16 protein-coding genes and 1 pseudogene are annotated in these 20,751 nt (G+C 49.0%); 8 read left to right on the top strand and 9 right to left on the bottom strand.

Going from position 1 to position 20,751, the window contains the following annotated elements; genetic code table 11:
* Positions 1-229: 229 nt before the first annotated feature.
* Positions 230-1,294: a DUF3541 domain-containing protein gene (locus tag QL223_RS00085; RefSeq protein ID WP_281543485.1), complete on the bottom strand. Its 1,065-nt coding sequence runs from the start codon at positions 1,292-1,294 to the stop codon at positions 230-232.
* A gap of 284 nt (positions 1,295-1,578) precedes the next feature.
* Here QL223_RS00085 and QL223_RS00080 point away from each other — a divergent pair, with 284 nt between their 5' ends.
* The 4 genes from QL223_RS00080 (at position 1,579) to QL223_RS00065 (ending at position 7,263) form a co-directional block, all read left to right on the top strand.
* Complete coding sequence (locus QL223_RS00080; RefSeq protein WP_281543484.1) at positions 1,579-3,261, top strand: methyl-accepting chemotaxis protein; 1,683 nt, start codon at positions 1,579-1,581, stop codon at positions 3,259-3,261.
* Positions 3,262-4,169: 908 nt separating this feature from the next.
* A complete protein-coding gene (locus QL223_RS00075) occupies positions 4,170-5,108 on the top strand; it encodes a glycosyltransferase (protein WP_281543483.1) in 939 nt (312 codons plus the stop codon).
* A 10-nt stretch (positions 5,109-5,118) separates the two neighbouring features.
* Positions 5,119-5,787, top strand: coding sequence for an acyltransferase (locus QL223_RS00070; RefSeq protein ID WP_281543482.1), 669 nt, complete (start codon positions 5,119-5,121; stop codon positions 5,785-5,787).
* Positions 5,788-5,871: 84 nt separating this feature from the next.
* Positions 5,872-7,263, top strand: coding sequence for an MATE family efflux transporter (locus QL223_RS00065; protein WP_281543481.1), 1,392 nt, complete (start codon positions 5,872-5,874; stop codon positions 7,261-7,263).
* A gap of 39 nt (positions 7,264-7,302) precedes the next feature.
* On the opposite strand, the gene QL223_RS00060 is transcribed toward QL223_RS00065, so the two are convergent.
* Together QL223_RS00060 and QL223_RS00055 are read right to left on the bottom strand one after the other, a co-directional pair.
* Complete coding sequence (locus QL223_RS00060; protein WP_281543480.1) at positions 7,303-8,637, bottom strand: DEAD/DEAH box helicase; 1,335 nt, start codon at positions 8,635-8,637, stop codon at positions 7,303-7,305.
* 115 nt (positions 8,638-8,752) lie between these two features.
* Positions 8,753-9,952 carry an iron-containing alcohol dehydrogenase gene (locus tag QL223_RS00055; protein WP_281543479.1) on the bottom strand — a complete coding sequence of 400 codons (1,200 nt, stop codon included), beginning with the start codon at positions 9,950-9,952 and terminating at the stop codon, positions 8,753-8,755.
* Between the two features lie 201 nt (positions 9,953-10,153).
* Between QL223_RS00055 and QL223_RS00050 the strand changes: the two genes are divergently transcribed.
* On the top strand, positions 10,154-10,720 hold the full coding sequence (locus tag QL223_RS00050) for a pyridoxamine 5'-phosphate oxidase family protein (protein WP_281543478.1): 567 nt from the start codon (positions 10,154-10,156) through the stop codon (positions 10,718-10,720).
* A gap of 230 nt (positions 10,721-10,950) precedes the next feature.
* Entirely contained in the window at positions 10,951-11,913 is a 963-nt protein-coding gene (locus QL223_RS00045) for a nucleoside hydrolase (RefSeq protein WP_281543477.1), read from the top strand.
* 107 nt (positions 11,914-12,020) lie between these two features.
* Here QL223_RS00045 and galM read toward each other — a convergent pair whose 3' ends face one another.
* The 3 genes from galM to QL223_RS00030 are packed head-to-tail and all read right to left on the bottom strand — an operon-like array spanning position 12,021 to position 15,333.
* A complete protein-coding gene (gene galM / locus QL223_RS00040; RefSeq protein WP_281543476.1) occupies positions 12,021-13,091 on the bottom strand; it encodes a galactose-1-epimerase in 1,071 nt (356 codons plus the stop codon).
* Between the two features lie 11 nt (positions 13,092-13,102).
* The gene (galK, locus tag QL223_RS00035) at positions 13,103-14,260 is read right to left on the bottom strand and encodes a galactokinase (RefSeq protein WP_281543475.1); all 1,158 of its coding nucleotides are present in this window, start codon (positions 14,258-14,260) and stop codon (positions 13,103-13,105) included.
* Positions 14,257-15,333, bottom strand: coding sequence for a UDP-glucose--hexose-1-phosphate uridylyltransferase (locus QL223_RS00030; RefSeq protein WP_281543474.1), 1,077 nt, complete (start codon positions 15,331-15,333; stop codon positions 14,257-14,259). Before QL223_RS00030 ends, galK begins: the two co-directional genes overlap by 4 nt.
* A gap of 750 nt (positions 15,334-16,083) precedes the next feature.
* On the opposite strand from QL223_RS00030, the gene QL223_RS00025 reads away from it, so the two are divergent.
* On the top strand, positions 16,084-16,911 hold the full coding sequence (locus QL223_RS00025; RefSeq protein WP_281543473.1) for a hypothetical protein: 828 nt from the start codon (positions 16,084-16,086) through the stop codon (positions 16,909-16,911).
* Positions 16,912-16,955: 44 nt separating this feature from the next.
* Here the strand turns inward: QL223_RS00025 and QL223_RS00020 are convergent.
* Together QL223_RS00020 and QL223_RS00015 are read right to left on the bottom strand one after the other, a co-directional pair.
* Positions 16,956-17,331: pseudogene (locus QL223_RS00020) on the bottom strand (nuclear transport factor 2 family protein).
* 24 nt (positions 17,332-17,355) lie between these two features.
* Positions 17,356-17,571, bottom strand: coding sequence for a DUF3820 family protein (locus QL223_RS00015; RefSeq protein WP_002542846.1), 216 nt, complete (start codon positions 17,569-17,571; stop codon positions 17,356-17,358).
* 208 nt (positions 17,572-17,779) lie between these two features.
* On the opposite strand from QL223_RS00015, the gene QL223_RS00010 reads away from it, so the two are divergent.
* The gene (locus QL223_RS00010; protein ID WP_281543472.1) at positions 17,780-20,026 is read left to right on the top strand and encodes a DNA/RNA non-specific endonuclease; all 2,247 of its coding nucleotides are present in this window, start codon (positions 17,780-17,782) and stop codon (positions 20,024-20,026) included.
* A 59-nt stretch (positions 20,027-20,085) separates the two neighbouring features.
* On the opposite strand, the gene QL223_RS00005 is transcribed toward QL223_RS00010, so the two are convergent.
* Complete coding sequence (locus QL223_RS00005; RefSeq protein ID WP_281543471.1) at positions 20,086-20,613, bottom strand: DUF4395 domain-containing protein; 528 nt, start codon at positions 20,611-20,613, stop codon at positions 20,086-20,088.
* Positions 20,614-20,751 lie beyond the last annotated feature (138 nt).

The raw sequence follows: 20,751 nt of genomic DNA, 5'->3' as shown, positions 1-20,751 counted from the left end.
CAAGGCAGAGGCTTCGAGGTGTAGCTAGCCTACATGAGAAGCCGATAACGCAGCAGAAACTCCCCACAAACGCTGCCCGAAGGGTTCGACTGCACGTCCCGTACTCTAAGTGTTTTATGCATTGTTGAGGTGTATTTGCTTAGAATGACTAGGCGGCACACACCTCGCCGCGCCTAAAACACTTATAGCGAGAACAAAATTTAACCACCAAAGGTCAACAGCCCCTAGCTTATTCGACCGCTTCAAGTCCCCAAGGGATATTCGAAACCACACGGTTGACCTGTCCGGCCATTGGTACCGCATTCGCTCCCTGCCAGTCCAGTAACATGATAGCGAGAACATTGCGGTGCTCTCCCTTCGCCAAATCCGTACTGCCAGAGACCGACGGCACCATGCCCTTATCGCGGTTAATCGCTTCCTGGATGATGTCCTGACTACGCGTGACAACCGGGTCGTTATCTAGCCCTGCCAGCAGGAAAGTAATACCGATCTCTGCAATCACGTCCTCTTTTGAACGCGCTGCAATTTCATCGAAATTGTCTCGGAAGTAGTCGTAAATCCACTGGAAGTCCGCTTCATTCACAGGCTTTCTGTAGTACTCGGAAGCCGCCAGAATGATATGAGTCATTCCATACAGCTTGTTGTTGTATTGCTGGGTAGAGAGGTTTGCGTCTTCACTGTCCGGATATGTGTCGCGGAAGGCTTTGTCGAAGGCAGCGGTATGATCTGTCTCACCCAGCTGTTTCAGCCAGTAAACCTGATTGGCGAGTTGCGCAGCCCAGGCACGGATCATTTGTGGGTCTGTGGCATACTCGCTGAAATCATACCAACTGAGGATCTCATGCAGCTTTTCATCGTCGATATGCTCCAGCCCATACTCGTTTGCACGCGCCATGCTGCTGATAAGCCCCGCCCCTAGAACAAGATACTCTTCGCGCCCTTGCGCTGCGGCGTGGCGAATTTCATCGCGCTCCGAGTCTCCAGAATCGTAGGCTTTCAGTCTTTTCTGGCCCTGAGCCAACACATCTTCTTTACTGTGAATCGTGGCCGCGTACTCATTCAGCTTATCCGCTACCCGCGCCATATCAGTCCATACTGCTGCCTGATATTTATCATCTTGGGTCTGGCGATACATACGAAGACCATAATGGCCCAATTGATAGGCAGACAACTCAGCCAGATGACTGTCATAAGTCTGTTTGATGACGTCAGCATCCTGTTTTTCCGTCGTCGGCTGCGCGCATCCACTCAATAGCAATGCTACGGTCAATAAACCGCTAACCACTCTTATCATTCGTTTTTTCAATTCACTGTTCTCGATTCGGGTCACACGACCACTTTTTCGCCCACAAGCTAGCGCGACCTTGTCAGTAAACCAACAAGTCTATGCAAAGTTTTCTGACAAGGCATGGTCACGCTGACTTTCCGATAGCGAAGATATTGATGTGACCAATACAACAAAACGCAGCGTGCTTTTCTATATCGCAACAAGTCATTGATCTAAATCAATTTTACCGTCAGTGGTTTCTCTGGCAGCTTCTATACTGGTTGCATATCAGCGCATTGGAGAAAATCACCATGACAACAAAAAGGAAGGAAGAAGGATTTTTTGCGAAGTTTCATTCGGTCACCTACCAGCTGAAAGGGATCGTTTTGTTGGTTGCACTGGCGCTCTGTTTTATCGGCTACAAAGGCATTTCCGGGATGAACAGTGCAGCCCAATCGATGGACGATCTTTACTCACAAGGTATGCAGCACGCGATTCGCGCGGGAAATATCCTTGATGAACTGGGTGATGCTCGCAGCCACCTGTTGCTCGCCATGCAGCATGATCCGGCCAGTAAATTTGCAAACCTGCATGATCACCCCATTGCTCTTCACTACGCACAAATCAGTGAAGCGCTGGATACCTTGCATCAAACTGTTGATAACGAGATTGTTCCTTCCGAGCTGAGCAGTGAAGAACGCCGTGAAGTGAACCGTATGGTCGAAATTTTGGATACCATTACAGACCGTGGTTTTGTGCCCGCGGTGGATGCGCTGAAAGCCGGTCAGTTTGAAACCGCCAATCTGGTGCTGCTCAACACCATCAACCCGCTGTTTGAGGATATTTCAGCCGAAGCCGAAGCTTTCCTAAACCTTCAAAATCAGGAAGGCCGCACAAACTACCAGCTGGCGCTGGAAAATGTCAGCCATTTTCTTTGGGTCGTCGGCACCACCATCGTGCTTTCACTGATTGTTTTGGGGGCGCTTTTTACCAAGATCATCTCCCGCATGAATCGGGCTATTTCAGAGCTTGAATCCACTTCCAAGGCGATTACGCGTGGGGATCTTACCCGACGTGTCGATATCGAGGGGCGAGATGAATTTGCCCGAATCGCGGATTACGTCAACCGCCTGGTGGGCAGTTTCCAAAGCGTGGTGAAATCCACGCTCGACTCCACGGGATTGATCGCCACTTCTGCATCAGAAAGTGCAGTAGTCACTAACCAAACCCAGAAAAACGTATTGGATCAGCAAGCGCAAACCCAGATGATTGCCGCCGCCATCCATGAATTTACCGCCACTGTCCACGAGGTTGCCAACAACACTGCCTATGCAGCGACCGCCTCGCAAGAGGCTGACACCGCCGCCTCTGATGGTCAGAAAGTGGTGCTCCGCAGCATTGAAATGATTGAGCATCTTTCGCAAGACCTTAAAACCACCGTCGATGCCATGCAGTCACTTCAAAAACACACCGACGCCATTGGCAGTGTGGTCGATACCATTCAGGAGATCTCAGAACAAACCAATCTGCTTGCTCTCAATGCTGCCATTGAAGCCGCACGTGCTGGCGATCAGGGCCGTGGCTTTGCGGTCGTCGCCGACGAAGTGCGCTCTCTCGCGCAGCGTACCCAGTCTTCAACCATCGAAATTCAGCGTACGATTCAGCAGCTTCAGGAAGGCAGCAGAGACGCGATGTCACGCATGGAGAAAGGCAACGGACAGGCACAGGAAACGGTGCAAATGGCGCAGGAAGCTGGTGAAGCACTCACCCGCATTCTGAAGAGTGTGGATGAGATCAATGCCATGAACACACAAATCGCGACAGCCGCAGAGCAGCAAAGCTCGGTCACCGAGGAGATTAACAAGAACATCACAGTGATCAGTGGTATATCGGATCAAACCGCGACGGGCGCAGAGCAAAGCCGCATTGCTGCGAGCTCACTGCAAGAGCTGTCGGACGAAATGAAATCGAAGATCCAGAAATATACGGTGTGATGTAAGAGAAGAAAGAAGGAAGGAAGAAACCACCCGCGCTGAACCTATTTTCGTAGGGAGAAATGTTCAGCGTGGGTGTTCGCCAAGTATTGACGAAACCTCTCCCGTGCACCAAAGGACAACATATCAGTGACAAGAGAGTCATCAGCAAACAAAAGGCAGTGGATAGCTGATAGTTAAAAAGTACCTCAACGCATTCTGCTATTGAGATGGACATCATTTATGACACAAATTAAGTTAATTTGGAGCTCAATAGACCCTTAGTGCGGCGCACATCTACGTTGAGACAGCTTTCACTCGTTCCAGTGCGACATCTTTCACATTATCTTTCTTAGATGATTAGTTGGTAATAGTTATCATTACCAAATTATATTCTGGCAATACCTCTAATCTCACGACTAGACCAAACAAAACATTATTTTGAGCCACAACCCAGTTTTCTTGAACAGTGGAAATACAATTTTCAAGACACACTAAAGTTCTAGAGATTTTCAATTCTTATCACTTAATTGTGTGTGCCAATAATTTAAAAAAATAAAAAAACAGCGATTTATTTAACGACAAACAACCCTATTCATTCCTAATCCTCTCATTCACAATCTGTATATAAATTCAACAATGGATATATCTAAACTATTCCCAGATTGATTAAAATAACCACAATTAATGAGATTTCAAAATGCTTTCAATGCAATATATTGTAATTAAGAAAACCCTTAGCGTGATATCAATCGCATATATTAAAACAAAAACAAACACACAAAACCCCAATAAGGCACTGTTTATTAACGTTTTTTGTTGGATCATTGGGTTTGAAATTGTAAATAATTGAAAAAATGTGATGTTGATTCTAAAAACACAGCTCTTATTATTCCTTCAGTTGGTTAGAAAATAATAGAGAAGTAAAAATGATCGAATTAAGTGTTGTTATTCCCACCTATAACAGAAGAGATCTTCTTTCACATACGTTAACGGCTTTATCTGAACAAACCCTTCCTAAAGAAACTTTTGAAGTTATTGTTGTTGACGATGGTGGAATGGATGACTCCGAATATATTGCGCTGTCTTTTTCAGACCGACTGAATATTAAGTACTTCTGGCAAGAGGACAAAGGCTTCAGAGCAGGAAAAGCTAGAAATGTAGGCACCGCTATTGCAGAAGGGAAGTACATCGTTTATCTCGACACTGGTGTCCTTCCAGGCACTGGCACCTTGGAAGAACATCTGTTCCGACATAAGGTTTCCACGCACCCTATCGCGATTGTTGGTTATGTTTACGGCTTTGATCTTGATGACGAAGGCATTAAGAAAATGGAATCTGTCATCACACCAACGAACGTTGACCAGATTCTGGCTGAGCTGGATTCTCAGGGCGCTTACGATATCCGCCAATCTCAGTACGATGATCTTGGCCACAACATCTGCGACTGGCCTGCGCCTTTTGACTTATTCTGGACTTGCCATGTTTCGGCAGAGCGCGAGCAACTGATCAAGGCTGGTCTGTTTGACGAGGGGTTTAATAGCTGGGGGGGCGAAGATGTTGACTTGGGCGTTCGTCTTTTCATCAACAACAACATGTTTATCGTTGATAAAGCGATGTCTTCCTTCCACTGGCCGCATCCTAAAGAAGTGAAAGATACCGGTGAAAGCTCACGCAGCGCTGCTGAGCGTATTCACAACAAATACAATATCTGGCAAACCAGCTACTACGGCTTGGATCATGAGATTAACGATCTCCCTTTAAACAAGCTGATAAAAGTGCTGAAAAGCAGCCCTAATCATCCTATGGCTGATCCCTCTTTGTATAAACCACAACCTAAAACCCAGCCAATCGTAGAGCAGGAATAAAACCAGATTTATGCCGTGTGTTTATGAAAATATCTTCCCCGTGTCTGAAGGACGAACAACGGAAGATGTCAGAACTCTTTTTCGCGAACAGATAGCTCTGGATGAGGATGCCACTTTTATCGGTGCCCCCCATATCGCATTTACGCTCGCAAGGGATTCCGATAACTACGCCCGAGATGCTCAGTACTCGCTGATTGATGCGCAGGATTTCGCCGAAAGCATTTCCATCGGTAAAGGAACGGTTTTGTACTCCGAAGACAATCTAGCCTTCGAAAACCGCGCAGTACGTCTGACGGTTGTGAAGGTAAATAGCAATCAGTCTGGCAAAATTTCTATTGGTGAAGGTTGTGTCATGCAAGGCACAGCAATTGTTTCTTACGACGAAGTAGAAATTGGCGACAAAGTATTGTTTGGCCCAAAAGTCACCATTATGGACAGCAGTGGTCATCCGGTAACAGGGCGTTGGAGTGATGATGAAGCAGCGCGCACGCGCGTTGCCAAAGTCACCATCAAAGACAATGCCTGGATTGGGATGGGAGCCACGATCCTCAAAGGCGTGACCATTGGTAAAAATGCCGTCGTTGGCGCAAACAGCGTCGTCTACCAAGATGTGCCTGACAACTGTATAGCAATAGGAAACCCCGCAACCATCGTTAAACAGTTGGACGCAGTTTCCTAACCTTTTCGCAGATCCTTCATTCTTCAAACTGAAGTCATTAAGCCCTCGAAAAGCTCGAAGGATCTGCTTTTTCCGGATACTCCTATGTCAAAAACTCACGCCTTGTCTTCAAAACTTCTTGCGAATGGACCTTTGTTCGCTCTCGCTCTACCCGTCGCTCTCCAAACCGCAGTATTCTCCAGTAAGAGTGTCGTTGACACCTTGATGCTTGGCGGAATTGGAGAGCTAGAAATAGCCACTGTCGGCCTCGCTGCCAAAGCGCAAATGATCATCAGTTTCTTCATCATTGGTTTGAGCATTGGTGGCGGTCAGGTGGCTGCGCAATGCTTTGGCGAAAAGGGAGCAAGCGGCGAGAAAAAGCTCCTCAACACCGTTTTAATCACTCTGTTGCTAAGCCTGGCGACAGCAGCATGTTTCTTTGTTCTGCTGTTCATTTTCCCGGAAGCCCTCATGGCATTGGGCACCCAGTCGCCTGATGTTATTGCGAAAGGTGCCGATTACCTCAAGCCGATCGCATTCACCCTTTTCTGCTTTGCAATAACATCATCTCTGGCATGCGGCCTGCGCGCCATGCACCAACCCGGCATCGCCACTAAAGTGAGCCTTATTGGTGTCGTCCTCAATCTGTTCCTGAATTGGGTTCTGATCTTTGGTCACTGGGGAATGCCAGCCATGGGAATTAAAGGCGCAGCTATCGGCACATTGATCAGTGCCGTTTTTGAGTGTCTGCTGCTCATTGGCTACCTGAAACTCACCAAGCACCCTCTCGCTATCATTCGCCCTGCACAGTTCATCACATTGAAAGTCAGGGACATTCAGATAGTAGGCAAGCTTTCAATGACTGCCGCGATTAATAGTGTGGTTTGGGCTGCTGGCCTTTTCGCCTTTCATGCAATTCTTGGATACAGAGATGCGGATCTTCTGGTTGCGCTTTCCGTATTAGCACCTATTGAAGCCTTAGCCATGTCCCTATTGATTGGATTGGCAACGGCAGGTTCGATTCTGGTAGGAAATAAAGTGGGCGCAGAACAGCAAGGCGAGCTTCCCGATACTGTGCGTGCCAACCTCATTACCAGCTTGGTGGTTGGGGTATGTTCAGCGGTGTTACTAATGATGCTCAAAGCGCCTTTGGTATCGCTGTTCTTCCACAATGACGTTCCTTCAAATGCAGAAGCTTTGGCACTCACCCTTTATGACATTATGGCGTTTTCATTGGTCATAAAGAGCCTTTCTATGATGCTTATCGTGGGTGTACTCAGGGCTGGCGGAGATGCCTCGTTTTGCCTGTTTACCGATATTTTCGCCCAATGGATTGTGCTATTACCCTGCGCCTTTCTGCTGACTCACTGGCTTCAATGGCCTGCCACTTACCTGTTTGGTTTAGTACTTGTAGAAGAAGGCTTAAAGCTGGTTGTGTGCCTTTGGCGACTCAAATCAGGAAAATGGATTCGTAACCTCGCCGCTGCGATGAGTTGATCAAAAAAGGAGCCAATTGGGCTCCTTTCTCAATGTAATTCACTTGGTGTTTTTAGGGCTCAATGTTGCCCAAGGATTAGCGCGATCTTCGCCTGATGGTTTGCGTTCACCACGTTGCTTGGATTGCGGCTTTCTTGGTCGCTTTGCCGCCTGCTTGGGCTTGCTGTTTTTCGCAGACTTTTCGCCGCCCGCTTTTGGCTCTCGCTTATTCTTCGGCACGTAATTCAGAATAGAAATAGGCACGGGTTTTCTTGGGGCAAAGCCCTCGATTTCACGTCGTTCAATCAAATGCCCCAGACGGCTTTCAATCATGCAAAGGTTCTTGAAGTCATCTTTTGAAAGAAAGGAAACTGCTTCGCCTTTTGCCCCCGCACGGCCCGTACGGCCAATGCGGTGGATATAGTCGTCCGCTGGGAACGGCAGGTCATAGTTGATCACGCGCTTCAGTTCTTCAATATCGATACCACGCGCTGCAACGCCGGTGGCAACCAAGAATTGCAGCTTGCCAGATTTGAAATCTTCCAGTAACTGCTCGCGCATTGCCTGGCTGCGACCACTATGGAAAGACTCTGCTTCAATACCGCGCTTACCCAGTTGCTCCACCAGCTTGGCGGCGCCATGTTTGGTTTCAATAAAGATCAGCGCCTGATCCCAACCATTTTCGGTGATGAGATGCGCTAAAAGCGACGATTTCTTGTCTTTGTCTACGGTTGTCAGCCATTGCTCGATGTCTGCTTTACTGTTCCCTTCTGAACTGATTTCAACCGGGTTAGGCACGGCGGTTTTGGCAAGAAAACGAACCTTGTCTGACAAGGTTGCAGAGAACAGCAGGTTCTGGCGTTCAGCAGGCAGGCGCTCGATGATTTTGTTGATGTCTTCAATAAAGCCCATGTCCAACATGCGATCGGCTTCGTCCAACACCAGACATTCCAGCTCATCAAAATGCACAGCGCGCTGGGACATCATGTCCAAAAGGCGACCTGGCGTGGCCACCAAAATATCGACGCCTTCAATCAAGCGTTGCTTCTGTGTTGCTGAGTCCGTACCGCCATACATCGCCAGTGTTTTCAGCGATAGATGCTTGCCGTATTCGTTGGCATTCTTCTCCACCTGACCTGCAAGTTCGCGAGTCGGTGCCAAAACCAGTGCCCGCACACGCTTTTTGCGTTGAGTTTCACCCTGGCTCAACATTTCCATTAGTGGCAGAAGGAAGCTGGCCGTTTTGCCCGTACCTGTCTGCGCCGTCGCCAGCAGGTTCTCGCCACGCAGAATCACAGGAATGGCTTTTTCCTGAATAGCAGTAGGATGTTGGTAACCCAGCTCCGTCACGGCGGATACGATAGGTTGGCTCAAGCCCAGTTTGGAGAATGACATGAGAAATCTCGGCATTGTAGGAAGACAAAGTATGGCAGAACCGCAATAAATGAGGCTGACCAAAGGGCGCGCATTCTACCATGCGGAAGATGAAATGACAGTTTTCGCTGAAAGGCTAACCTTTGATTTTGGCGATAAGCTGCTTGCACTCGCCAAGAGAGAGATAGTGCGGCACAGGATAATTCCAGTTCGCCTCATGAATGGCATTTTTGGCTATCTGGATGATATCTTCGGGTTTGATGTCTGGCAGGGTACGCGGCATGTTCATGGATTCCTGCAACGACACGACGTAATTCACAAACGCACTGGCATTGGTTTGGTCGTCCCAGCTTTCGTCACCAACATCGACCATTTTCGCCATGTTAGCAATACGCACTTTGGCAGACGGAACAGACGCTTCCAGTACATGGGGTAGTGCCAACGCATTTGCTGCACCATGCGGCGTGCCATACTTTGCTCCAAGGTGGTGAGCAATCGCATGGGTGTAACCCAAACTGGCTTTGGTAAATGCGAGACCTGCGTAATAGGACGCCATTGCCATGTTGAATCTGACTTTCAATGAGTGACCGTCTTTATAGGCCGCAATCAGGTTGGCATGGATAAGCTTTAATGCCGCTGTCGCGTACGCATCGGTTTCTGTGGTGGCGTTAAGTGAAAGATAGGCTTCAACGGCATGGGTCAATGCATCCATGCCCGTTGCGGCAGTGATGTGGGGAGGCAAACCTGTCATTAAATTTGGGTCCAGCGCTGCCATCAAAGGCACCAATTTCGGATCCATCAACGGGGTTTTCTGATGACTAGCAGGATCTGAAATCACTGCGGCGACCGTGACTTCCGACCCTGTGCCTGCCGTGGTTGGAATCACAAACAAAGGAGCGGGTGTGCGCCAGACCTTCAACAATCCTGCGAGCTTTTTGATTGCCTTGTTGTTGGTGACACGTGCAGCAATGACTTTGGCACAATCAATCGGTGAACCGCCGCCCACTGCGAGAATACCTTTACAGTTTTCCCGTTTATAAACCGCCAATCCTTCTTCTGCCTGAGGGTAAGTTGGGTCAGGCGTCACTTTGTCAAACCTTGCAAAATCGACCCCATGCCGATGCAGATAGCTTTCAATCTGGTCAACGATCCCCACTTCCACTAAGGCTTCGTCGGTCACAATCAGAAGTTTGCCGAGATTCATCAGGCTGATGGCTTCACAAAGTTGCTCTGCACTTTCCGCCCCGGTAAACAACGTCGGCCGCGGAATAGGAATGACACGCGCTGCGACTTTCAACGCTTTCATGTAGCTTTTGTGGGCTGCTTTCACCAGCATGGGTAGAATCTCCTTTCTTGTCATTTCAGACTAGGCAAGCATTGAAGCGCCCACTAGAAATTTTCCATAAAAAACAGCGATTCATCACGCAGAACTCATATTTTGGTAAGAGACAGATCTCAATAGGGCAGAGGGGATTGGTCATTAGTTCGCCGGGTGTTATGTTGGTTAAACTTCAGCCACAAGGACGGAAAGAGAGTAATGGGACAAACCACCAAATCACTCAGCGACAAACAAATCAGCTTTATCGAGCAGCAGAAAATCTATTTCGTCGGCACAGCAGCTGACTCCGGCACGGTTAATATCTCTCCGAAAGGTGGCGACTCCTTACGCGTGATTAACAACAAAACGTTGGCATGGCTGAACCTGACAGGCAGCGGAAATGAGTCAGCGGCACATGTGCTGAAAGACACCCGAATGACGGTGATGTGGTGTGCGTTTGAAGGCTCACCGTTGATCCTTCGTACCTATTGTCAGGCGCGGGCACTACACCGTAACGACCCAGAATGGGAAATCTATGTTTCGCTGTTTCCTGAAAGCGTCGCGTCCCGTCAGATTTTCTTGCTGGACATTGATATGGTGCAGGCGTCTTGTGGAATGTCTGTTCCCTTCTTTAGCTATGAAGGCGACAGGGACGAACTGGCGAAGTGGTCTGAGCGACAGGGAACGGAAGGTATTCAAAAATACTGGTTGAAGAAGAATCAGGTGAGCCTTGATGGTTTTGAAACCGACATCGCCGCTAAAGCTGGTATTAGCATCGACGAATAGCCATCTCGAGCGCGGCAAATGCCGCGTTCTCACTCCGCCTTTTTGTCCAAAAAATTGGCTTTTAGAACTAATTTTGCATATTTATTAGTTCTTCCTTGAGTAAAGGCATATACCTTACTCATGCTTGCTGCTGAATATTGAACGGAATCACAATATTAAGTCAATTCACAGACGGTGGTGTACCGCAAGCCGTCATAGAATATAGGAAGTTTTCCTGCCGGATATTCACAATGACAACAAAAATTATTCTAGACACTGATCCGGGCATCGACGATGCCATGGCCATCCTCTTTGCCGAGGCGAGCCCTGCGATCGAGTTGGTTGGCTTAACCACAGTCTATGGCAATGCAGACATCGACATCAGCACACGCAACGCGCTGTATCTCAAACAACGTTTTGGCTTTCAATGTGATGTCGCGAAAGGTGCATCAAAGCCACTCCAGCGTCCACCTGTTGGTGCCAGCGTGGCGGTTCATGGAGAAAATGGCTTTGGTGATGTGGCCATTGAGGCCCCGACCATCAGCGCCGATCCACGACCCGCCCACCAATACATCATCGACACAGTGACAGCCTCACCGGGTGAAGTCACACTCGTCGCTGTTGGCCCCCTGACTAACCTGGCAATGGCACTCAAGCAAGCGCCGGAGATCACCAAGCTGGTGAAAGAAGTGGTGATCATGGGTGGCGCGTTTGGGACAAACGGACACACGGGTAACGTCACTCCCTTTGCGGAGGCCAATGTCCATGATGACCCCCATGCTGCCGATATCGTTTTCACCGCTGACTGGCCAGTGACGGTTATTGGTTTGGATGTCACCCACGAAGCCTTTTTCTCTAATGACTACATCGACACCTTGCGCGAGACTTGCGGAGAGGTTGGTGAGTTTATGTGGGATATTAGCCGCTTCTATCTCGATTTCTACAAAACACGTATGGGCGTTGATGGCTGTTTTGTGCATGACCCTTCCGCGATTGCGTATGTGATTGACCCGAGCCTGTTCGAGGTGCGCCAAGGCGCTATTCGCGTGGTCTGTGACGGCCCAGCGGAAGGTTTAACGTTACAGAAATACAAAGACACGAAACACAAAACCGACGATTGGGCGGATTTCCCTGCACAGAATGTGGCAGTGAAAGTGAACGATCAGGCGCTATTGGATTTGTATCTCGATACCATCACCAGCTACAGCGATTGATTCGTTACCCATAAGATGCCAATGGAGTCTGTTATTACCTACAGGCTCCATTGTTCACGCAAATACACATATCTTATTTCTTCATCCCGAGGGATCTGCATAAGCACTCAAAAGAGAAACTGGTAGGCCGTGCGATGCCGATATGGCTGGTTGGCCTGATAGACGCCACTTTTCTCGCCCCATTCTGGGTGGTTGGGGCCATCCGGTAAGTATTGGGTCTCAAGCGCCAGACCATCAAAATTCTCATAGTCACCATGATCACCAGGCGCTCCTTGAAGGAAATTGCCTGAGTAGAACTGGATAGCTGGTTTTGTCGTGCTCACTTTCATGATGATAGATCGATCCGGCGCCAACAAAGATACCGCCAATGCCTCGCCGTCACACACGTCCGGGTCGAGAACAAAGGCATGATCGTACCCGCCCGCGATTTTCTGGTCTTCATCGCTCAGAAAATCACGTCCAATGACTTTGGGTTCGGAAAAGTCGAAGGCGGTTTCGCTGACGGGATTCCACGCACCAGTAGGAATGAGATCTTTTCGCGTAGGAAGGTAATGACCGGCTTCCATCATCAGTATGTGCTCAAGGCTTTTCACGCCTGACCCCACACCAGCGAGGTTAAAATACGCATGATTAGTCAGGTTGATGGGACAGGCTTTATCACACTCAGCCTGATACTGAATTTCAACACGGTTTTCTTCATCCAGCACGTAGGTCACGCTTGCAGAAAGATTTCCCGGAAATCCCTGATCACCGTCTTCTGAATCGAGATGAAATGTCACGGCGTTATGACTCTGTGCCACGATCGTCCAACGGCGTTTATCAAACCCCTCTTTGCCGCCGTGAAGAGTGTTTTTTCCTTCGTTACTGCTGAGGGAATACGCACGATCACTGAGAGAAAACTGGCTGGCATCAATACGGTTGGCATAACGCCCAACGATCGCGCCAAAATAGGCGGTTTGCTTTCGGTGAGCGGCCATGTCGGGGGCATGCAGTACCACTTCCCGGAAACCCGAAGTGAGGGGCAATCGACAACTTAGCCAAGTCGCGCCGACGTCCATCAGGGATAAGGTCATACCATGGCTGTTTTTGAGATGGACCAGTGTCGCAGGCAATCCATCATAAGATGGCGTGGAAGTGAACGCCTGTTCCAGCCTTTTCAAGTCAGCATCGTTACTCATGACATCACCAATCACTCTCTCACTTCACCCGCGCCAGCCTTTGCCTGACAGACATAAATATCCGCGTTCAATCCAGTCAAAGCGTGATACCTTTCTGCGACTACAGTCCGAACCGCATCCACGTTATCAGGCGCGACCAGCGCAACAATGCAGCCCCCAAAACCACCGCCAGTCATGCGCACGCCACCTTCATTTCCGATAACAGACTTAACCATCTCCACCAGCGCATCGATCTCCGAGACGGTGATTTCAAAATCATCCCGCATCGAGGCGTGAGACGCCGCCATCAAAGCCCCCATCGTTTGCAAGTCCCCTTGCTGTAGCGCAGTGGCAGCAGCAAGGGTTCTTTCGTTTTCGGTGATTACATGACGCGCCCGTTTCGCCACGGTTTCGTCAAGTTCTTCGGCAGCTTGCTCGAAGGTTTCCAAAGAAACATCGCGAAGGGCAGCCACATCGAAAAAGCGTGCCGCTTCTTCACATTGTTCGCGTCTGGTGTTGTATTCGCTATCTACCAACCCGCGCTTTTTGTTGGAGTTGATGATGACCACCGCCATATCCTGGGGCATAGAAACCGGGGTGGTTTGCAGCGTTCGACAATCGATCAACAAAGCGTGATCTTCCATCCCTTTGGCGGAAATCAACTGATCCATAATGCCGCAGTTACAGCCCACAAACTCGTTCTCCGCTTGCTGGCCGTTCAGCGCAATGTCTGACTGGGAAATATCCAGTTGGTAGAGGGTTTTGAAGGTTTGCCCAATCACCACCTCAAGGGCAGCAGATGAACTCAATCCCGCCCCCTGCGGAACGTTACCACTCACGGCCAGATCTGCGCCTTTGAACTCATAGCCACGTTGCTTGAGACATACAACAACGCCCCGAATGTAGTTGGCCCACATTTTCTCGGGCAGAAAAGAGATATCTTCCTCAAGCGAGAATTCATCCGTCGCATTGTCGTAGTCAGCCGCTACTACACGGATGATGTTGTCCTGACGCGGAGAAGCCGCCACAACGGTCTGATAGTTGATCGCACAAGGCAGCACAAAGCCATCGTTATAGTCGGTGTGCTCTCCAATCAGGTTCACACGTCCGGGCGCCTGAACCAGATATTCGGCCTTGTAACCAAACTTTGTGTGGAATGCCTGTTGCACAGTGTGGATGAGGTTATTCATTGGCCATTCCCTGCCTGTTCGGTGCATTCTTTATAATGGACATCGCTGACGGCGCGAAGACGTTCAGCGGCTTGTTCTGGTGTCAGGTCTCGTTGGGTTTCTGCCAACATCTCATATCCCACCATGAACTTTCGCACCGTGGCACTACGAAGCAGAGGCGGATAAAAATGCGCATGTAACTGCCAGTGATCAATGTCCGTCCCTTCCTCATAAAAAGGCGCGTAGTGCCACCCCATCGAATAAGGGAAAGGGCATTGGAACAAGTTGTCATAACGGCTGGTGAGCTTTTTCAGTGCCAACGCCAAATCGTCACGTTGTTCGTCATTCAACTCCCCCATTCGCCGTATCAATACTTTCGGCATCAACAGGGTTTCAAAGGGCCACGCTGCCCAATAGGGAACCACCGCCAGCCAGTGCTGGGTTTCCACCACGGTGCGGGAGCCGTCCGCCAATTCTGCCTTCGCGTAATCGAGCAACAGGTTCGTACCTTGCTCTTGATGATAAGCCTTCAGAAAGGTTTCCTTCCGGGCGATTTCATTCGGTAAAAAACTGTTGGCCCAGATCTGACCGTGTGGATGGGGTTGCGAGCATCCCATGACTTCGCCTTTGTTCTCAAATGCCTGCACCCAAAGGTAGGTTTTACCCAGCATTTCTATTTGCTCAGACCAAGTCTCAATCACGTCGCGAATGGTGGTAAGCGGAAGTTCCGGCAGGGTCTTACTGTGATCAGGTGAGAAACAAATCACCCGGCTAAGTCCCCTCGCTCCTTCCATTTTGAATAGCGGATTATCGGCTTTCGGCGCATCCGGGGTATCTGGCATCAGTGCAGCAAAGTCATTGTCGAACACATAAGTGCTCTCGTATTGAGGGTTCTGATCACCGGATACGCGCACGTTGCCAGGACACAGAAAACAATGCTCTTCATAGTCAGGCAACGCCGAATCAACAGGCTTCTCATCTTGACCACTCCACGGACGTTTTGCGCGGTGGGGAGACACCAACACCCATTGCCCAGTTAAGGGATTGTAGCGTCGGTGAGGATGATCAACCGGGTTAAACACAAGATTTGACATGGCTTTCCCTAGAACTACTCAAAAAAATCCGTTTCAAAACCAATCAGACAATTTGCTAATTACCGTTTCCATCTCAGGGTCTGTTGACCTTTGGTATTGTCAAAGACTTCCTCTCCGTAATCCAAATAGAAGATTTAAGGCGAACAATTAAAATGGAAACGTTTACATTAAATGTTAGCGTATTTGTGCCAGAACACAATTCCATTACATCGGCCTACTTGAGGAGGGCAATTCTCCTGTCCAGCCACCATCAGGAGTCTGCCCAAACGTCGTCCAGAAAAGCGTGATTTCTAGCAGAACTGATACGAGCCATAAACATACCAGCGGTATCGCTATTTGCTCAGGCATAAAAAACGCACTCCTATCTCGTCATTTTGAAAGAAAATTGGCTGATAACCCCTTCGATTTTTCCCTCACTCAACTTTCATACCGGCTCAGTCTTCTATCAATTTTTACAGTGATTTTCAGCCATCGAGTCACTTGATTCCTTGTGAAAAATCAACGCATTAAACCCTAATGAAAACTGATTTTTCTGTTGTCCTCCTCCGTCTAATTGAACAGTATTTTTTATGTGCCGCGCAGGCCAATTTAGCCTGCTGCTCTCTACCCAAAAGGAACGGCACATAGAGAAAGGACCACAGGCCGTTGGATTGTCATTCCAACGATTTGCAAAAGTAGGGCTCGGATTAGCAGTACGAGACAACGAAAAGAAAACGTGAATAACATTCACGACAAAAGGGGAAATTTAAAATGGGATTTTTCGCAAATCTATTTAGTGGAATTGGTGAGGCAATTTCTAAAGTCGGCGAAGCGATTGCAGAAGTCACAACGGGCATTGCGAACGTTGTAAGTACAGCAGTCAGCGCTATTGATGAAGGCTTGAGCTGGGTTGGAGACAAAATTGCGGAAGCTACCGCGGACATACCCATAATCAATGGTATAACCGCTGCCGTTGCTACCGTGATTGATGGCGTCACTGACGCGGCAGAAATTGTGACGCACCACTTTATGATGAACGTTGCGCAAGTTGGCCAAACCGTGGGTGAAGTTCTCGATACCACCGGTGAAGTGATTGAAGCGGTTGCTGAAGGTCATGGGGAGTGTGTACCGGAAATTATCAAAGAAGGTGTGGGTGAAATCGTTGAAACTGCGGAAGAACACTTCACCATGCATATTCAGCACGACATTGAACTTTTGAAAATTCCGGTTCAGGTTGTGTCAGAAGCGACCAGTGAACTACTCACAGGCATTATCGGCGAAAACCATATTTCTCAAGCACCATTGCTGCTTGATGATGCGCAGAGCTTTGTGTTCGACGACGTAATCCATGACGGTATTTTCGCTCCAGCGATTGAAGGTTGGGAGCACTTGAACAACGAAGTATTCGGCAACACAGTCGATGGTCTTTCCCACTCAGAAATGGGCATGGGTTGGTTGACTGGTGAGCATGACGGTCATGGCTCAGGCGAACACGGCTCTGGTGAGCATGGCGGCCATGGTGAAACAGCATGTGGTTGCGGTACGACTGAACCAATGCCTCCTATGCCAGCAGCAGATGATGAGTTTATGTGGGTGTAATTCACCTTCAGGCAAAGAAAACGCGAGTCAGAAGACTCGCGTTTTTATTTCTGAACCACCCATTGCTTTCGCCATTCCGGCGCTTCAAACGGGTCTGGCCAATACTCTGTCTGTCGACAGATTTTGCCATCTCTGACGGTATGAAAGGTTAAAGCTCTATCCTGTCTGGTTCCGTCGGTTACCGAGACATCAGTGACTACCTGCTCTCTCTCATGCACCAAAGAGTTAATGGTAAAGCGCCATAAACCCTCTGCCGGGTAAGCACTGTTGAGAGCCCCCAAAGCTTTCCCGGCCCTGAATAAGCTCACCGCTTTGCGGCCAATACAACTCAAAATCATCAGAAAGCCACTCACCCACCGCATAGAAATCATTGCTTTCCATTGCCTGCCAAAAGGCCAGCACCACATCCTTTTCGTTCACAATAGCTCTCTTTCAATTCTGTGATCACATGTTTTTCAGGGGTTTGACGACGGCATCCAGCCCTTCAATTTTCAGTGCCAGGCATAAGGCCAAGAGTTGACCCAACTCCCCTTTGGGAAACCCCTGCTTCTCGAACCAAAGCAAATATTCTTCTGGCAAATCAATCAACACCCTTCCGGCGTATTTGCCAAACGGCATTTTCATTCTCGCCAGTTTGAGCATGTTTTCTTTTTCGAGCATGGTCGTTTTTCACTTCCTATTGGGCAGAATGAGAGTCTATCACGCTGCGCAGTGCAGCTCGCGCGATCTTCTCCCCATCTGTCAAAGCAAGCATGAGATAGCGTCTCAGTTGTAGGGAAAACGGGTTATTCATCCTTAGTTAAAACAATAGCGACATAAACGCTGACTAATGTGTATCACTTCATGATGACAGCGAGAGGTGACTGCCATGCCTTCACAAGGATTTAATACCGAGTTTTTGAGTGTTCCTGTTTCACTGCCACGACTGGGCGAAAGCCTGTTAGAGGTAGCTTGGGAATACGGTGAACCTTTGCACTATGAACACTTTTCACTGGTGATGAACCGTGAAACCAAAATGGCGTTTTACACCGCCCACAATATCGACAGGCAAACACTCATGAGCCTGAAACGTGCCAGATGGAAGCTAGATCCCCGCGTCGATATTGATTATCAGGCTGGCCCCGAGGTTTATAAAAACAACGTCTGGGACCGTGGCCATATGGTGCGTCGCGCGGCGATTACCTGGGGCTCTCGCCCGGAAGCAAGTCAGGCGAACAAAGACTCTTTTTTCTACACCAACGCCAACTTGCAGCACGCGAAGTTCAACCAGGATGAATGGCTGGAACTGGAAAACTGGTTATTGGAAGAAGAAGATCTCGACGATAAACTTTCTGTGTTCACTGGCCCAATCAATACCATCAATGACCAACCTTACCGAGGCACTTACATTCCGTCTGCATTCTGGAAAGTGATTGTGTTCACCAAAGGTGGCGAACTTCAATGCCGCGCGTTTTTGATGAAGCAAAGCGAATTCTGGGACGATCATGACGGTCGAAATACCCTGAACCTGGAAAGCTATCAGGTTTCACTTACCCAAATCACAGAGCTCACTGATCTCTATTTCCAGCAAGAGCTCTACGATACGAACCCCATGTTCTACTCCCCAAACAACTTCACCACATCAAACGATATCGACACGCCAGAAATGCGCCCTATCGAATCGCCGACTGACATCGTGGACAACCGAGGAAAATATACCGACATCGTCCAGGAGCTTTGGGATGCCGATGACAACCGCTTCGATGTCACCCGTCTTGCGGACGGTCGCTGGATGAACGAGAACGCAGATATCCGCCTTTATGAGCAAGGCTACCGTCGTCCGGGTAAACGTGATTTGGCCAAGTTCTTCCTCTTCGATGAAGTGAATACCGACAAGCTGATGTTCCTGCCTTCTTATCAGGCGTTTAAGCGGTTGATTGATAACTACAACGAGCTTGAACGCGACGAAGAGAAATACAGCGATGTTGAACTGGCCGAGATTGAGCATTTCCTCGATACCTGTTTTGCCCGCTACGACGATGAAGACAGGATTTCACTCATGGAATCGGTCTACCAATACATCACGGATGATCAAAGTGAAGGCGGTCTTGGATTTGCTCAAGCCAAACTCACCGAAATGCCTTTTACCAGTGCCACGTTTGGTGAAGGACAGTGCATAGACCTAACCAGCATCGAGACCTTCCGCGAAACGGTCAGAAATATTTGGTTCGGGCTCTATACCAACAACTTTGGCAACCGTCAGGTGAAACATGCTTCGGGCTTTGAACATGTTTTTCTTGGTGAGATTAAACGTGAGGGCTCCCGCTATGAAATCGGGGGCTATCACTTCTGGGCGAAGTTCTTCTGGGATGAGCAAAATGGTAGCGGTGGAAAAGCCGATTTGGAGTATCTGGGCTCTTTTTATGATGGCCCAGAAGGAAACCTGAATACTGATGTCGCGACATTGGCCATGAGCTGGCGCGTGGGCGAGAAGATCGCATGGAAAGAGAAAGGCGGATTCTTCGTAGGTATGAGCCCAGAATGCCTCTTGGCACTGGGCACCATGCTGACATTTGAAAGCTTCCGCAACGACACCCAGCCACTGTCGTTTTTTGATGGCGAATCCAAGCGTAGAGCCGCCATCAACGGCTGGCGCTACGATTTGGTGCTATACCGCGAGACGCTAAAAAACCAGGATCGCGGCTTCCATTTGCGCTCTTTCTATCCGGTGCTTAAAAGTCGTGATAATCGCGATCCGTTATTGGCTCCGCATTCCAATACCGATGTCTTGCTGTATGACGAAGGCGATGTGGTCATTGCTTCTGCGATGCCAAATCCACCGGGTGTCGGCGATCAAAATGAGTGGGTCTCCATTCGAAATGAAACGCCGGGACTGATTGACGTCACTGGCTGGCAAATCCGCACTAAATCCGGCACCACAGTCCTTCGCGAGAAGACCAAGTTACCACCAGGTCGTGAGCACAAAATTGTTGTTCGCGCAGGTGGCGGCGGGGCAGCCCTTTCAAATAAAGGAACAGTGATTGAGCTGTTGGATACGGAAGATACTGTCATTTCCAAAGTGGAATACAAATCGGTGAGCCGTCGCGCTGAGGGACAGGTACTGAACTTCAGTTAACGAATCTTCGCAACCAAAGCCAAAGGCGCGGAACTCCGCGCCTTTCTTCTTTCAATACGTCAATCCAAGGCGCAGGTTTCGCATCCAAACATCTTGGCATGCATCCAACAGCCTACACAGAACCCCAGCACCGCTTCCAGCCAGGTCAACATAAAGCAGATACCCAACACAGCAAACAGCCAGATGTCCGACATTTCCAGCAAGCGAAATGTCAGACAGGTGATCCCCATAATGGCTCCGAGGCTCCATGCGAAGCGTTTGGGCTTTATCGGTTTCCAAATGGCCTTGGAGCGCATGGTCATCGCCGTTCCCAACAATCCTGACGGGCTCAGGGGTGTCAACCCGAAAATCGCTGCCATCAACATGTCGAAAATCACATAAGGGCCAACATAAATCACAGGATCCCATTCAGGACGAACCAACAAGATCACCATGGTGACCGCGGATAACACATTTAATAGCCCCGCCCGGGCTCGCGTGGCAGTCTCGTTGATCCGCAGATCGCTTTCACCCGGAATGCTCTGTCCCATTGCCAGAATCGGGGTGGTGAAGAAGGTATGGTATTGTTTTAATTCGTCAGCGCGCATGAACCTTTCCCGGAGTTATTTTTTTATAAGTCTATACGCTGGTTAAATTCCTACCTGAGTCTCGGCCAAATCTTGCTCGCTGAGCAACTTTTCGCCCAAACCACAAGCAATACCTTGCTCTCCTCTTTCCATGATTAG

This window comes from Grimontia sp. SpTr1 (assembly GCF_947387585.1).
GTDB lineage: Bacteria > Pseudomonadota > Gammaproteobacteria > Enterobacterales > Vibrionaceae > Enterovibrio > Enterovibrio indicus.
Note: the sequence above shows the minus strand (reverse complement) of the source record. Positions and strands in the feature narration are given on the sequence as shown.